The organism is Actinoplanes sp. KI2 (assembly GCF_025630775.1).
Lineage (GTDB): Bacteria > Actinomycetota > Actinomycetes > Mycobacteriales > Micromonosporaceae > Actinoplanes.
On the sequence record NZ_JAOSZE010000024.1, the window covers coordinates 118,990 to 133,314 of the forward strand.

17 protein-coding genes are annotated in these 14,325 nt (G+C 70.6%); 10 read left to right on the forward strand and 7 right to left on the reverse strand.

Annotated features, from left to right (window positions below; genetic code table 11):
• Nucleotides 1-33 precede the first annotated feature (33 nt).
• From ODJ79_RS25375 to ODJ79_RS25390, 4 genes are all read right to left on the reverse strand, one after another.
• Nucleotides 34-2,013, reverse strand: coding sequence for a nitrate- and nitrite sensing domain-containing protein (locus ODJ79_RS25375; RefSeq protein ID WP_263026073.1), 1,980 nt, complete (start codon nucleotides 2,011-2,013; stop codon nucleotides 34-36).
• Nucleotides 2,014-2,109: 96 nt separating this feature from the next.
• The gene (locus tag ODJ79_RS25380; RefSeq protein ID WP_263026074.1) at nucleotides 2,110-3,846 is read right to left on the reverse strand and encodes a potassium channel family protein; all 1,737 of its coding nucleotides are present in this window, start codon (nucleotides 3,844-3,846) and stop codon (nucleotides 2,110-2,112) included.
• Nucleotides 3,843-4,229 (reverse strand): DUF6394 family protein, encoded by a 387-nt coding sequence (locus ODJ79_RS25385; protein WP_263026075.1) that lies wholly within the window; start codon nucleotides 4,227-4,229, stop codon nucleotides 3,843-3,845. Before ODJ79_RS25385 ends, ODJ79_RS25380 begins: the two co-directional genes overlap by 4 nt.
• 44 nt (nucleotides 4,230-4,273) lie before the next feature.
• Complete coding sequence (locus ODJ79_RS25390) at nucleotides 4,274-4,966, reverse strand: DUF4386 domain-containing protein (RefSeq protein ID WP_263026076.1); 693 nt, start codon at nucleotides 4,964-4,966, stop codon at nucleotides 4,274-4,276.
• A 58-nt stretch (nucleotides 4,967-5,024) separates the two neighbouring features.
• Here ODJ79_RS25390 and ODJ79_RS25395 point away from each other — a divergent pair, with 58 nt between their 5' ends.
• The 7 genes from ODJ79_RS25395 (at nucleotide 5,025) to ODJ79_RS25425 (ending at nucleotide 9,280) form a co-directional block, all read left to right on the forward strand.
• Nucleotides 5,025-5,693, forward strand: a complete 669-nt coding sequence (locus ODJ79_RS25395; RefSeq protein ID WP_263026116.1) for a TetR/AcrR family transcriptional regulator C-terminal domain-containing protein — start codon at nucleotides 5,025-5,027, stop codon at nucleotides 5,691-5,693.
• Nucleotides 5,694-5,935: 242 nt separating this feature from the next.
• Nucleotides 5,936-6,346, forward strand: coding sequence for a DUF2267 domain-containing protein (locus tag ODJ79_RS25400; RefSeq protein WP_263026077.1), 411 nt, complete (start codon nucleotides 5,936-5,938; stop codon nucleotides 6,344-6,346).
• 18 nt (nucleotides 6,347-6,364) lie between these two features.
• The gene (locus tag ODJ79_RS25405) at nucleotides 6,365-7,009 is read left to right on the forward strand and encodes a DsbA family protein (RefSeq protein ID WP_263026078.1); all 645 of its coding nucleotides are present in this window, start codon (nucleotides 6,365-6,367) and stop codon (nucleotides 7,007-7,009) included.
• Nucleotides 7,006-7,551 (forward strand): general stress protein, encoded by a 546-nt coding sequence (locus ODJ79_RS25410; RefSeq protein WP_263026079.1) that lies wholly within the window; start codon nucleotides 7,006-7,008, stop codon nucleotides 7,549-7,551. Before ODJ79_RS25405 ends, ODJ79_RS25410 begins: the two co-directional genes overlap by 4 nt.
• 99 nt (nucleotides 7,552-7,650) lie before the next feature.
• Complete coding sequence (locus ODJ79_RS25415) at nucleotides 7,651-8,415, forward strand: hypothetical protein (protein ID WP_263026080.1); 765 nt, start codon at nucleotides 7,651-7,653, stop codon at nucleotides 8,413-8,415.
• Nucleotides 8,416-8,560: 145 nt separating this feature from the next.
• Complete coding sequence (locus ODJ79_RS25420) at nucleotides 8,561-8,851, forward strand: hypothetical protein (RefSeq protein ID WP_263026081.1); 291 nt, start codon at nucleotides 8,561-8,563, stop codon at nucleotides 8,849-8,851.
• Between the two features lie 33 nt (nucleotides 8,852-8,884).
• On the forward strand, nucleotides 8,885-9,280 hold the full coding sequence (locus tag ODJ79_RS25425) for an NADPH-dependent F420 reductase (RefSeq protein ID WP_263026082.1): 396 nt from the start codon (nucleotides 8,885-8,887) through the stop codon (nucleotides 9,278-9,280).
• A gap of 116 nt (nucleotides 9,281-9,396) precedes the next feature.
• On the opposite strand, the gene ODJ79_RS25430 is transcribed toward ODJ79_RS25425, so the two are convergent.
• Nucleotides 9,397-10,224: a class II glutamine amidotransferase gene (locus ODJ79_RS25430; protein ID WP_263026083.1), complete on the reverse strand. Its 828-nt coding sequence runs from the start codon at nucleotides 10,222-10,224 to the stop codon at nucleotides 9,397-9,399.
• Between the two features lie 58 nt (nucleotides 10,225-10,282).
• Between ODJ79_RS25430 and ODJ79_RS25435 the strand changes: the two genes are divergently transcribed.
• The 3 genes from ODJ79_RS25435 (at nucleotide 10,283) to ODJ79_RS25445 (ending at nucleotide 13,408) form a co-directional block, all read left to right on the forward strand.
• Nucleotides 10,283-11,701: a glutamate decarboxylase gene (locus ODJ79_RS25435; RefSeq protein ID WP_263026084.1), complete on the forward strand. Its 1,419-nt coding sequence runs from the start codon at nucleotides 10,283-10,285 to the stop codon at nucleotides 11,699-11,701.
• Nucleotides 11,702-11,812: 111 nt separating this feature from the next.
• Nucleotides 11,813-12,937, forward strand: a complete 1,125-nt coding sequence (locus ODJ79_RS25440; RefSeq protein ID WP_263026085.1) for a Vms1/Ankzf1 family peptidyl-tRNA hydrolase — start codon at nucleotides 11,813-11,815, stop codon at nucleotides 12,935-12,937.
• A 96-nt stretch (nucleotides 12,938-13,033) separates the two neighbouring features.
• Complete coding sequence (locus ODJ79_RS25445) at nucleotides 13,034-13,408, forward strand: DUF2795 domain-containing protein (RefSeq protein WP_263026086.1); 375 nt, start codon at nucleotides 13,034-13,036, stop codon at nucleotides 13,406-13,408.
• Between the two features lie 54 nt (nucleotides 13,409-13,462).
• On the opposite strand, the gene ODJ79_RS25450 is transcribed toward ODJ79_RS25445, so the two are convergent.
• On the reverse strand, nucleotides 13,463-13,804 hold the full coding sequence (locus ODJ79_RS25450; protein WP_263026087.1) for an STAS domain-containing protein: 342 nt from the start codon (nucleotides 13,802-13,804) through the stop codon (nucleotides 13,463-13,465).
• A gap of 236 nt (nucleotides 13,805-14,040) precedes the next feature.
• The gene (locus tag ODJ79_RS25455) at nucleotides 14,041-14,316 is read right to left on the reverse strand and encodes a hypothetical protein (protein ID WP_263026088.1); all 276 of its coding nucleotides are present in this window, start codon (nucleotides 14,314-14,316) and stop codon (nucleotides 14,041-14,043) included.
• Between the last annotated feature and the right edge of the window lie 9 nt (nucleotides 14,317-14,325).

A 14,325-nucleotide genomic window follows, 5' to 3' on the forward strand; every position in this document is an offset into this window, starting at 1 on the left:
TCCGGTTGGACACGGAGCACCCACCCCGCTTCGTCACGGCAGGGCGTCGGCCTGGACCGCGGCGTGGCGGGGTCGACGGCCGGCCCGTACCGTCATCCCGACCAGCCGGGACGCATCCGAGCGCCTCGTCGAACCGGCCTCCGGCGCTTCGTCGATCGGGACGGCCAGCGCCGCCGGGATGGTCACCACCGCCCGGATGCCGCCCTCGCCGGTCGGCCCGAGGGTCACCTTGATCCCGTGCTGGGCGGCCAGGGTCGCGACCACGAACAGGCCGAGCCGGGCGCTGTCGGCCGGATCGAACTCCCCCGGCTGCGCCAGCCTCCGGTTCGTCTGCTCGACCGCGGCCGGCGACATCCCGATCCCGTGGTCCTCGATCTCCACCACCATCCCGTCCGGCGTCCGCCGGGCCGAGAGGCGCACCGACGTGTCCGGTGCCGAGAACGTGACCGCGTTCTCCAGCAGCTCGCCGACCAGATGGCCGAGGTCGCCGACGGCATGCTCGGGCACCTCGGCATTCCCGATCGACCCGATCGCGACCCGACCGGCGTGCTCCATCTCGCCGGCCGCCCGGGCGAGGATCGTGGCCAGCGACTCGGCGCCGTGCCCGCGCCGGCTCCGCGCGGAGCCCGCCAGGATCACCAGATGCTCGGCGTGCCGGCGCATCCGGACGGCCAGCTGGTAGGCGCGGGAGTCGGCGCCGTCCATCGGACCGAGCGCCTCGATCTGGCGGTCCAGCAGCGTCTGGTTGCGCCGGGCGATGTTGACCAGAACCCGGTTCAGGTCGTACCGCACCGCCGCTTCCGCGGCCGCCGACTCGACCGCGCTGAGGTGTACGTCGGTCAGTGCGGCGCCGACCTCGGCGATCTCGTCGTCGCCCAGGCGCAGGCGCACCGCCTCACCGTCCACGTCGATGCGCTCACCGGCCCGCAGCCGCCGGACCAGGTCGGGCAGCCGCTGGCGGGCGAGGTCGGTGGCCGCCGTCCGGAGCAGGAACAGCCGCCGTACGACCGAGCCGCCGATGTGCACGGCGATCACCAGTGACACCACGATGGCGAGCAGGCCGAGCAGTCCGGACACGCCGAACCGGAGCAGGATCCGATCACGAGCCTCCCGCGCGAACTCGACGGCGTGGTCGTAGCCGTCCGCCAGGAAGGCGAACAACTGGCCCACGGCCGGGGCCGAGGTCGCCCGCCAGACCTCCCTGCTGATCGTCACCGGCCCATCGGACCGTCCCGCCCCGATGATCTGATCTTCGGCCTGCCGCAGTGCCGCGAAGGCGGGACCGCTGAGCATGCTCTTGAACTTCGCCTGGTCGGGCGCCGGCAGCGTCGCGCCGGCGGTGGGGATCTGGAAGCGCAACGCCCCGACGATCTGGATCAGCTCCAAATACTCCCCGCTGCCGAACCGGCCCGCCGCGGTGGCGCCGGTCATCAGGGCGTCCTCCTGGTAGAGCAGCTCCCCGGCCCGGCGCATGGCGACCATGGTGCGCATCACCCGTTCCACCAGGGGGTCGCTGGACGCCGCGGCCGCGTTCGACACGCTGAACGCGGTCCGGATGACGCCGGTGTAGCCGCTGAGGGCCGAGGTCCGGGTGGCGTCCCTGGCATCGACCCTGGCCCGCACCAGCGCCAGGGAGTCGAGGCTGACGGCCATGTCCGCGAACCGTGCCCGCGTGATCCCGGCCGATACCCCGCTCCCCCGGTAACTGCGGGACAGTTGCTGGAACTGCGCTATTGCCGCGTCGGTCGCCGCCCGCCGGGTCCGCAGGGCGCCGGCGTCCCCGTTGGGCGTGGCCAGGAACTCCGCCGACTGGGTGCGCTCGGCCTGCAGGGCGGCCACCATCCGGTCGCACGGCAGGCTCACGTTGTCCCGGGTGCTGTACGTGTCGCGCAACGCCGTCGCGTCGGCGAACGAAGCCTTGACATCGATCACCCACAGCCCGGTCAGCGCAACCACCGGCACCAGCAGAGCGAGGACTATCTTCGAGCGAACGGACCTCGGTTTTCTTCGCATGTGACCTCAATCAGGCAGATGACGGGCAAGTCCTCTGGGTGAGAGGTAGGACCTGTCGACATCCACTTTGGAGTACGCGCCCGACCCGTCCCCGGTTCAGGCAGGGTTGTTCGTTCCCACTCTTCGAGATCGCCTGAGCCGCTGCCAGAGCCAGCCGCTGGGCACGTTCCGGTCGTACAGCACGTATTCGCTGATCGGGTGGTCGGTCATCGTCTCCAGGAGCGCGCGGTGGGCGGCCGGATGGCCCACGAACAACACGTGGTCGCCGTCGTGGACCTGCTGGTCGTCGTCGGGGCCCAGGATGGCCCGGTCCCCGCGCAGGACCATGAGCGGCACCGCCGCCACCGTCCGGTTGCGGTCCTGCGGGCTGCGCAGCAGATCGCCCAGGCGAGCGTTGCCGCCGCGCAGCCACGGGCCGAGCGCGGGCGCCTCCGCCTCGGTGAGCACGGCTCTCCAGACGCTGCCCAGGCGGCTGCCGCAGTGGGCCTGAAGGCGATCGAGCAGCCGCGCCGCCCATTCCTCGCCGCGGGCCGGCATGTCCTGCAGGAAGCGCCACAGCAGCGGGGTGCTCAGCTGGGCGTAGATCTCCCGGGCCACCAGCTCGGCCGGAACGAGCACCCAGTCGATGTCGAGCGCCGCGAACAGGGGTGCGTTGGCCGGCCGGTTCTGCCGCGCCGCCAGGAAGAGCCGCGGGTTACGGCGCCGGACCGCGGCGATCAGCGACAGGTTGGCGGTGTCGTTGTCGGTGCCCGCGACGAAGCCGACCGCCTCCTCCACGCGGGCCTGGCGCAGCACCTCCGGATCGGACGCGTCCCCCACGATCACCCCCGGCTCGTCCTCGTGCCCGGCCAGATCGATGATGGTGGCCTCGAGGCCGTCGGCGCGCAGATCCTCGGTGAACTTGCGGCCGAATCGCCCGTAGCCGCACACCACCCAGCGCCCGGCGGCCGGGGTCCGGCCCGCTTCCGGAAGCTCCGCGCCCGGCCCGCCGACCAGCCAGGAAAACAGTTGATACGAGGCGGGTGCGCGCAACGCCAGCCGGATCCGGTCGCCGAATCGGTCGAACGGGTTGACCACGGTCGGTGAGCCGAACGCCCGCATCCGCTGCTCGATGACCGGCGACACGGTACGCGCGATGACCTGCAGCTCGGGCCGGATCAGCGCGGCCGTCATCGCGACCACGAGGTTGGCCTCGTCGTCGTCGGTCAGCGCCAGAACCGCCTCGCAGAAGGGGTGCTCCAGGCCGGCCAGGTCGAGGGTGCGCGGGTCGGTGACGTCGCCGGCCAGCCCCGGCACGTCGGCGTGGTACGCGTCGATGTCCAAGGCGTCCACCCGCTCGGCCGAGAGGTCCAGCACGACCAGGCGGCGGCCGAGCGCGTCGAACGCCCGGCCGAGCAGCTGCCCGGTCTGCCCGTAGCCCGCCAGCAGCAGGAACGGCTCGCGCAGCCGGGTCACCGTGCGGGAGAACCGGCGCAGCGCGATCGCCTGCCGGAACGTCCGGTCCTGGAACAGGGTCAGCAGCGAGCCGATGGCGTACGCCCAGCCCACCACGGTCAGGTAGATCGACGCGATGACCCACATCCGCTGCGCACCGGAGAACGGGGCCGGCAGCTCGCCGTAGCCGATCGTGGTGGCCGTGTAGCTCATGAAGTAGAACGCGTCGAAGATGCCCATCCTCGGCGGCATCAGCGACAGGCCGAGCACGCTGACCGAGAAGATCACGATGAGCACGATCAGCGGCGCGCGCATCCGCCGGAGGATCAGAAAGATCGTCGGCGACGTGTCCGGGTACCGGGCGGAGATCCGGCGCCGCCGGCGCCGCTGCCGAGTCATCGGCGGTGGAACGAGACGGTCTCGATCACCAGCAGCACGACCGAGACGAGGTTGGCCAGCAGCGCCCCGCCGGACAGCGACACCACGGTGGCCAACGCCTCGGCGTCCAGTCCCGCGTGGGACACCTGCGTGGCGTACGCCCACACCACCGCCGCCGCGATCAGCTGGAGGTCGGCCACCAGGCTGGTGGCCAGGTGAACGGCGCCGAGCTGGGTGCGGTCGCCGAACTTCAGCACCGTCGCGATCAAGCTCACCACCAGCGCGGCGAACAGCTCGTAGACGCTGTGCAACGCCGGGTCGGAGAGGTCGCCGATGAAGAACCCGAAGTTCAGCGTCGCCGCCAGCAGCACGAAGAAGCCGAAAACCACCTTTTCCAGGCTCATACCGAGCACGCTAATTCGTCCTGGCGGGCGAGGCCCCGGCGGGGTCAGCCTGCTGCGATGGCCGGCGTCTTTTCGCGTACGCCGGAAAGCTCACGCCCGGAGAAGCCACGCACCAGCAGCCAGCCGATCATCCAGAGCTCGCCCGCGGTGGCCGGCACCACCAGGAAGTCGGCGACGGCCGGCGTCACGTACGACGCGAAGGTGTTGAGGATGTAGCCGACGCCGCCCACGACGAGCAGCCAGCCCAGGACGCGCGGGCCCGAGCCAAGGACGCAGCGGCCCATCGGGATGAGCCACAGCCCGAAGAAGAGGCCGCCGACGGTCCACAGGTGGCCGCTCACCAGGTGGAGCAGCTGGACCGTCGAGGCAGCGTCGCCGAACGGCCGGCCGGCGACCTCGACGGCCGCGCCGAGCATGGCCGCGCTCGCCAGGATCACCACCGAGTTGACCAGGCCGAACGCGGCGATCCCGGCGGCGTTGACCGGGTCGTTCCCGCGGAACAGGCGGTAGAAGCCGGCCGCCGCGAGCGCCTGGGTCAGCACGACGAGCAGCTCGAGCACGACGCCGGCCTTGGCCAGGGCGAGGTGGTCGTCGAGGTGGGCGAGGGTCGCGGCCGGGTCGCCGGCGGCGAAGAGCATCGGCCGGATCGTGAGGAAGCCGGCGGCGCCGGTCACGGCGAGAGCCAGGTAGAAGAGGCCGGTGAGGCGGGCAGCATTCTTACTATGTAAGGTAGCCATACGTCGTAAGGTAAGGCCTCGGGTCAAACGAGGGGAAGAGCCGATCGTCCGGGAACCGCTGAGCCGCGAACGCGCCCTGACCGCCGCGGTCGCCCTGGTCGACGCCGAAGGCCTCAAGGCGCTCACCATGCGCCGGCTGGCCGCCGAGCTGGGCGTCGAAGCGATGTCGCTCTACTACCACCTGCCCGGCAAACAGGGCCTGCTCGACGGGCTGGCCGAGTCGGTGATCGGGGAGATCGCCGCGGCGGTCGGCGACGACGAGCGGGAATGGCGCGACCGGCTGCGTCATCGCTTCCTCCGGGCACGCGAGGTGATGCTGCGGCACCCCTGGGCACCGGCCGTCCTCGGTTCCCGGCCGGCGGTCCCGCCCAGCCTCTACGCGTACTACGACCAGATCGTCGGCACGCTGCTGGCGGCCGGCTTCACGCCGAATCTGGCCCATCGGGCGCTGCATGCCTTCGGCACGATGGCACTCGGCTTCGTGCAGGAACTGTTCACGCCGGCCGCGACGGATGTCGACGCCGCCGAGGACGACCTGGCCGCGATGGCCGAGACCGTGCCACACCTGACGGCGATGGTGGCCGCCGAGATACACGCGGCCGGCGACCCGACGCTGGGCTGGTGCGACAGCCAGACCGAGTTCGAGTTCACCCTCGACCTGCTGCTGGACGGCCTCGACCGGGCGCGCGCCGCGCAGGCGGGTCGCCGTTCGCCCGCAACTGACTAGTTGTCTTACTCGGACGCCTCCACGCGCGGTACCTGCGGCAGAATCGTCCGGCTCCGCCCGGGCCGCGGGTACGCCTCCGCCGCAGCCGCCAACCGCACCGCGAGATCACGCTGCCGCTCGCCCTCCTGCTCGCGCAGGTCCTGATGCACCAGGGCTCGGCCGGCTTCGGTGCTGCCTCGTCGTCGGATTCACCTCCGTCAGGTGAGCTGACTTCATCTCCGGGCTCCGTAGCGTCGGCCGGGATGCGGAAGAAGGAGGTAACCGCGATGGCGGAACTGGCATTCATCGACAAGGTGGCCGAGCGGGCCGGTGTTTCGGAAGACACTGCGCGGCTGCTCACCGAGGGCACGCTGCTCACCCTCGCGGCCCGGATCAGCGGCGGTGAGGCGGAGGATCTGGCCGAACGCGTACCGGACCAGCTCCGGCCGTATTTGATCAAGCTGACCGAGCCGGCCGTGCCGTTCTCCTATGACGAGTTCACGGTGCGGGTCGCCGAACACGCCGGGGTGGACCGTCCGACCGCCGAGCGCGGCGTGGCGGCAGTGCTCTCGGCACTGCACGAGACGGTCGGGCACAAGGAGTTCACCGACGCGATGGCCCAGCTGCCGAGAGAGTTTCGCGATCTGGTCGCGACCGCGTCGGCGAGCCGCTGAACGGGAGCAGGTGATGACTTGACGTCCCCGCTGAGCACAGCCGGTGGCCGGCTCGCCGTACCGGTCGGCGATCGAGATCACGTTCTCGGTCCCGAAGACGCGCCGGTCACCCTCGTCGAGTACGGCGACTTCCAGTGCCCGTACTGTGCACGCGCGCACCTGATCATGCAGGAACTGCTGCGCCGACGGACGAACCAGGTGCGGTTCGCGTACCGCCACTTCCCGCTGATCAACATTCACCCGTACGCGGAACCGGCCGCCGAGGCGGCCGAAGCTGCGGGGGCGAGAGGACGGTTCTGGCCGGTCCACGACTGGCTGTTCGCCAATCAGGACCGGCTCAGTCCGGCGACCCTGATCGCCGCGCTGACCGACCTGGGCCTCGACGGCCGGTCGATCGCCGCCGAAGTCCAGGACCATGCCTTCCTGGACAAGGTCCAGTCGGACTTCGTCAGTGGCATCCGCAGCGGCGTCGAGGGCACCCCGACGTTCTTCATCAACGGAATGCTCTACACCGGTGGTCATTCCCTGCCTGAGCTGGTGACAGCAGTCGACGGGGCGGCGCGCGCACCGGACACGTCGAGCGCGGCTGAGGGACGCTTGGCCGCCACGCCGGCGGGAGCACGACCGTCACCGGACACCGATACCAAGGAGCGATCGTCATGATGCAGCCCCAGTACGACAAACGATCCGCCGCCACCACACCGAAACCCGGCGGCTCAACAGACGAGCAGGTCGTCGTTGCCTCCTACCCCACCTATACCGACGCGGAACGGGCGGTGGACTACCTGTCCGACCACCGATTTCCCGTACAGCGCGCCGCCATCGTCGGCCGCGGACTCACCAGTGTCGAGCGGATCACCGGGCGGCTGACGATCTGGCGCGCCGCCGCTCAGTCGGCCGCCTACGGCGCCGTCCTGGGCGCCCTGTTCGGCTGGTTGTTCGGCCTGTTCAACTGGGTCAACCCGGTCATCTCCGGCCTCCTGCTCGCCCTGTACGGAGCAATCTTCGGCGCCGTCGCCGGCGGCCTGCTCGGCCTGCTCGGCCACGCCCTCACCGGCGGCCGGCGTGACTTCAGCTCCGTCGCCGGCATGCGCGCCGAGAGCTACGACGTCCTCGTCGACGCTGAGGTCGCGCCGCAGGCCATCCAACTACTCGACGCCCCCGACGCCCCGGGACGTGGCCGCGCCGCGGGTCCCCTTCGATAGAACGCCTCAGAGTGGTGCTCCGGCCGGTGGACCCTTCGCTGGACGACGTCGCGCCCACCGGACACGTTGGAACACGCTACGGTCGGGAATGCTGAACCGATGAACCGGCCACCGCTCGACCGCTGCACCGACGGCCTCCCGCTACCGCCGAGCGACGACCTGGACTCGGTGGGACCGTTCGTGATCCGGTGCGTCTACGCGCTGCCGCGCGACGGCGCCGACCGCCGCCTCGGTGAGGACGGCACGGTCAGCCGCTCGCTGTCGGCGATGCAGGCGTGGTTCGCCGCGCAGACCGGTGCCCGGTTGCGCTTCGCCGACGAACCGGTGCGTACGGTCCGGCTGCCCGAGACCGACGCCCGGATCGCCGACCGCGGTTCGTACGTCCGGGACCGGATCGAGCGCCTGTTGCGGCGACAGGGCTTTCACGAACCGCGCACGCTGTACGCGGTCTGGTACGACGGCAGCAGCACCTTTTCGTGCGGCGGCGGCGCCTGGCCACCAGAACTTCGCGGCCGGGTGGCGGCGCTGTACCTGCAGGGTACATACGACGACGTGGTATGCGCTGAGGACCGGTTCAGCCCGGACGGGGTGACACCGGAGATCAACGAGTTCAAGATGCTGCACGAGATCCTGCACACCATGGGTTTCGTCCCGGCGGCCGCACCCCATCACACCCGGGCCGGGCACGTCGGCAACAACCACGACGACCTGATGTACGCCGGCGACCCGCCCTGGAACCCGTCGGTGATCGACCCGTACCACCAAGACTATTTCCGCACCGGCCGGTCCGACATCCCGGACCTGGCCCGGAGCAGCTTCCTGGACCCGTTGCCGGCCGGCGCGGAGCCGCCGCCGGTCTGGTGATCTCAGCCGCGGTCCGTGCCGGCGTTCTCCGCGTCCCCCTCGCCGACGGAGCAACTCATCTCGGAAGGGGGAGGAACTGTCACCCCTGTGTTGGGAACGATGCCATGTGATCGTCCCTGCGGCCGAGGAGAAGGGGAATACCGGTATGCGGAAGATCATCGATATCGTTCCGGCGTTTCCGGGGTGGTATGCGCGCTGGCGGTTAACCCCTGAACACACGATCTCGCATCCCGTCACGGTGTGGGCAATCGTCGACGAACCTGGTCCGAGCACGCGGCGCGCCGTGGTCGGCGTGGACGCGAGCGGCCAATGGCCCGGTGCAACCGACAACGACCCAGGCGCGGACTTCGTCCGCTACCTCTACCTCGCGCCTCAGGACGGGCAGCCGGAGGACATCTTCGACCCGGTTCACCCGGCATCTGAAGCGCGGCAATGAGCATGCGATGAGCAACCAGTTCGGAGGACTGCGGTGCGAATCACCGTCATCGGAGCAGGCACCATGGGCAGTGCGCCGGCCCGCGCCCTGAACGTCGCCGGTCATACCGTCACATCACTGGCCGAAGCCATCCTGCTGCTCGCGCCCGGTGCCCGGGTGGTCAAGGCGTTCAACACGGTTTTCGCCGGCCGGCTCAGTGATCCCGTGGTCAACGGTGTGCCGCTCGACGGCTTCTACGCCGGCGACGATCCGGCGGCCAAACAGGTGGTCGCTGATCTGCTGGCCGAGATGGGGTTCCGCCCCATCGACACCGGGGAGCTGCTCACCGCACGGGCGCTGGAACTCATGGCGTTCCTCAACATCGACCTCAACCTCCGGCACGGCTGGCCCTGGGAGTCGGGATGGAAGCTGCTCGGCCCGACCGGCTGACGTGCGATCGCAGGGCTGCTGGGCGCCGGCGACCTCCCGTAAGGCGACCGGCTGGAGCGCCCGAGTCCGACAACCGGGGCGACCGGTGGACCCGTGTCCTCCGCCGTCCCGCCCTCTCACCGGCACGGGGTGAACGGCCGGAACTCGTCCTCCCCGGGCCGCATCTCCACCACGGAGGACTCCGGCACCTCCGTCCACGCGTCGACCAGGTCGACCAGCGGCTCAGAGACAATCATGTGCGCCTCGTCCGACACGCTCTGGATGCGGTCGTCGGCGGGGTACTGCTGCTTGATGGCGCGGGCGTCGACGCAGGAGAACAGCGACCGCGACCGCCCTTCGCTGGAGTACCGCACGGCGACCGTCCGCCGGCCGTCGGTCAACGCCGCCGCCAGCTGCAACGGGTTCGCCACCCCATGCCGGTCAGCCACGCTCTCCACGAAGCCCGCCATCCGTTCCAGCGCGGTCCGGGGATCGTCCTGCGCGCCGAAGGTGAGGGCGAGATGGAAGAGCAGTTCGGAGTCGGTGGACCCTTCGACCGCCCCGAGCAGCGCGGGGTCGATGGCTACCAGCAAGTCGTGCTTCAGACGCGGAAAGTCCCGCACCAGGCCGTTGTGCATGAACAACCATCGGTGGTACCGGAAGGGATGGCAGTTCGTGTCCTGCACGGCCGATCCGGTGGAAGCGCGTACATGCGCGAAGAACAGCCCGGACGACACGTGTGCCGCGAGCTCCCGCAGGTTCCGGTCGCTCCACGCGGGACGCATGCTGCGGTACAGGCCCGGCGTTTCGCCGCGGTCGTACCACCCGAGGCCGAACCCGTCGCCGTTGGTCGTGGTCTCCCCCAACCGTGCGTGCAAGCTCTGATCGATGAGCGAGTGGCTGGCCTTGACGGTGAGCCAGTCCATCGGGATGGGCTCGCCAAGGTACGCCAGCCAACGACACATGCCGGTCACCTACCCGCGTTGCCGAGCGCGAAACCGGACCGCATTGGAGGGTGATCACATGGCCTCGCATGAGCCGCAGGACAAGCCTCGTCCAGACCTTTCCGTCAACCCCATCTTCGTCCGGGAACCGGTCCGGATTCCCCGGAACCGCCTGCCCGCCGAGGAACTCGACCCGGACGCGGCCTACCAGATCGTCCACGATGAGCTGATGCTCGACGCCAATCCGCGGCTGAACCTCGCCACCTTCGTCACCACGTGGATGGAGCCGCAGGGCGCCCGGCTGGCCGAGGCGGCGCTGGACAAGAACCTCATCGACCGCGACGAGTACCCGCGCAGCGCCGACCTCGAACAGCGGTGCATCCGGATGCTCGCCGACCTCTGGCACGCACCCGACCCCCTGCGCGCGCCGGGCTGCTCGACCGCCGGCTCCAGCGAGGCGTGCATGCTCGGCGGGCTGGCCCTCAAGCGGCGGTGGCAACGGGCGCACGGTTCCGGCGGCCGGCCCAACCTTGTGATGGGCATCAACACCCAGGTGTGCTGGGAGAAGTTCGCCAACTACTGGGACGTCGAGGCGCGGCTGGTGCCGATGGAGGGCGACCGGTTCCACCTCTGCGCCGAGGAGGCGGTGGCCCGCTGTGACGAGAACACCATCGGCGTGGTCGCGATCCTCGGCTCCACCTTCGACGGCAGCTACGAACCGGTGGCCGACATCTGCGCCGCGCTGGACGATCTGCAGGCGCGTACCGGCCTGGACATCCCGGTGCACGTCGACGGCGCCTCGGGTGCGCTGGTGGCGCCGTTCTGCGACCCGGAACTGCGGTGGGACTTCCGGCTGCCGCGGGTCGCGTCCATCAACGTCTCCGGCCACAAATACGGGCTGGTGTACCCCGGATTGGGGTGGGTGGTCTGGCGCGACCGGGAGGCGTTGCCGGAGGACCTCGTGCTGCGGGTGAACTATCTCGGCGGGGAGATGCCCACGTTCTCGCTGACCTTCTCCCGCCCCGGCTCCCAGATCGTGGCGCAGTACTACAACTTCATCCGGCTCGGCTTCGACGGGTACCACCGGGTGCATGCCTACAGCCGGGCGGTGGCCACCTCGCTGGCCGACCGGATCGGCGACCTCGGCCCGTTCCGGTTGCTGACGAAGGGCGACGAGCTGCCCGCATTCGCCTTCGCCCTGCACCCGGAGGTCACGCACTACTCGGTGTTCGACGTGTCGATGGCGCTGCGGGAGCGCGGCTGGCTGGTCCCGGCCTACACGTTGCCCGCGAACCGGCAGGACCTGGCGGTGCTGCGCGTCGTGGTGCGCAACGGCTTCACCCACGACCTGGCCGACCTGTTCCTCCAAGACCTGCGACGGGCCGTGGAGCGGCTGGACCGGCAGTCGGCGCCGGCGCGTGGCGCCGAAGCGAGCTCGTTCGCACACGGGGCCGCACCCGTGCTCACCCCGCGTCGTAATCGTCAGGCTGTCGGGTGACGGCGACCCGCCGGAGTGCCGCCGAAATGTCTTCGTCCGCAGGTGAGATGCGGCGATTCGCGGGTAGGCGGCGAACGTAGCGCCGTAGCCACCAGCGGAAGGTGACCTGCCGTGAATCTCGATTTCCTGCGCCCTCTGTTCGAGCATCCCGGCGGGTGGGTGTCGGTATATCTCGACGCCACCCGGGCCGGCGAGAACGCTGACCACGAGGTCACACTGCGCTGGCGCGGCTTACGAGAGAACCTGACCCGCCACGGCGCCGAGGTCGCGACCCTCGACGCCGTGGAGGCAGCCGTGCGAGACCATCCGATCCAGCCAGGACGGTACGGTCTGGCGGTCTTCGCCGTGGACGGCGAGGTCGCGATGGCACAGGCACTCCCCTCGCCTCCTCCCGCCGACGTGGCTTACTCCGAACCGCTGCCGCACGTGCTGCCGCTGCTCGAACAGCGTCGCGCGGAGGTGCCGTACGTGCGGGTGCTCGCCGATCGGACCGGCGCCGACCTCGACGCCCTGTCGGTCGGCGGCGCGCCCCGGCACCGTACGGTGGCCGGCAGCGCGACCTTCCCGCTGCGCAAGGTGCACGTCGGTGGCTGGTCGCACCGCCACTACCTGCAGGCGGTCGAGGAGTCGTGGAAGCGCAACGCCGGGGACGTCGCGGCCGCGGCTGTGCAGCTCGCCGAGGCGGTCGGGGCGGAGGTCATCGTGGTCGGCGGTGATGTCCGCGCGGTGCAGACACTGGTGGGACGGCTGCCGAAGCGCTGGCAGGAGCGGGTGGTGGCGACCGACGCCGGTTCCCGGCACGCCGGTGCCGACGAGTCGGCGCTGGACGAGGTGACGATTCAAGCTGTCACCGAGACCGCCGACCGGCACCTCCGCGAAGTCCTGGACCGCTACCGGGCGCAACGCGGCGTCGGCACTGCGAGCACCGGGCTCGTCGACGTGGTGGGCCGGCTGCAGCGCGGCCAGGTCGACACCGTGCTGCTGGTGAACGACCAGTCCTCGACCGACACGCTCTGGATAGCACCGGCCGATCCGACCCTGGTGGCGGTCGACGACCACGTGCTGCGTGCGGCGGGCGTGGACGATCCGCAGCAGGTCCGCGCCGACGCCGCGCTGGTGCGGGCCATCGCCGGCACCGGGGCCGACCTGGTTCTGCTCGAACCCGGCGAGGTCCCGCTCGAGCACGGCATCGGCGCCGTCCTGCGATACGCGGACGCGAGCACCGCCGCGAGCTGACCCGAACCCTTGATCCGGTGACTCATGCCTCCACGTCGCCGGCCGGGGCAAGCCCGGCCGCCGTTTGAAGCGGCCCGGGCGGGGAACGGAGCGGCCATGGAACGAGGCAGCAGCAAACACGGCCCGCGCGTCGATGAAGAGATGAAGCACGAGGTCCTGGGCACTGTGCAGGGCGTTGCCGGCGGGCGGGCCGAGGAGTGGAAGATGGCCGAGCCGGCGGGTGAGGACCAGCCCGACGCGACGCAGACGGTCGAGCCCGACAGGGGGAACGACCTGAGCCGTTTCGGACGCTACATCGGCCGGTCCGCGATGCCCGGCGACCGCGACGCTCTGCTACGAAGCGCGCAGGCCCTCGAGGCCCCGGACGACATCCTGGACGACCTGCGGACGCTGCCGGACAACGTCGTCTTCCGCACGGTCACCGAAGTCTGGGCCGCCCTGGGCCGAGGGACCGCCGAACGACGGCCTTGATCGGCGGCACCTCGGGTGACGCCTGCCCGCCGGTGACCGCCCACACCGGGCGTCCTACAGGTGGAATATGTCCAGCAAGCCGCTGATGGCCAGTACCTGACGTACGTTGTCGTGTGCCTTGCTGATCTCGAGTGCGCAGCCGAGTTGTTCCGCGTGCCGGTGGCAGTCGAGCAGCGCCCAGATACCGGCAGAGCTCAGGAATGTCGCCTGTCCCATGTCCAGGCTCAGGCGCTGCGGGCGGTGATGGTCCAGGGCGTCCGTGATGGCTCGCTGGAGCCGGCGACCGGTGTCCATGTCGATTTCGCCGGCGATCGTGATGGCCAGGTGGCCGTCCGGCGTCGTCGGAAGAACCTCGACCTGCAACGGCAGCGGGTCGGGAGGCAAGGGGGCAGCCACGGCGAGAGCCTTCCACCGTCAGGCGGGGTCCGCGGGATCGGTGCTGATCGCCCGCCTTACCGGATACGAGGGAGCCCGTGGAGCCGCAGAACCTGCCGCCCCACGGGCCTGTGTGCAGGGTGAACTGTGGATCGTGACTGCTCCGGGTGATGGATCACCGTCCTTCCCTCAGTCTCGGCTTGCGCCCTTGCCGCCGCGTCATGGGCAGCTTCGGTCGCGGCGACTGGGGCCCGGTTTCACGGCGGGGCTCGCTGGCGGCGCCAGCTGGTGTCAGGGATGTGGTGGATCGGGGGCCGTGCGGCCTCGCCGGGTGGGAGGGCGGGGCCGCCCGGCCACGGTGCGGGCCGGCGCGGCGGGACCGGCGGGACGGCCGGCGGGGAGGGCCAGGACGCGGCGATCAACGCGTCGAACTCGGCCCGCATCAACTCGTCGTCGGCGCACACCAGATCCACGAACGCCTGCCCGGCGGCGGTGCCCGGGACAGCCTCGACCAGCGCGGGATCCACGGTCATCACCACCTT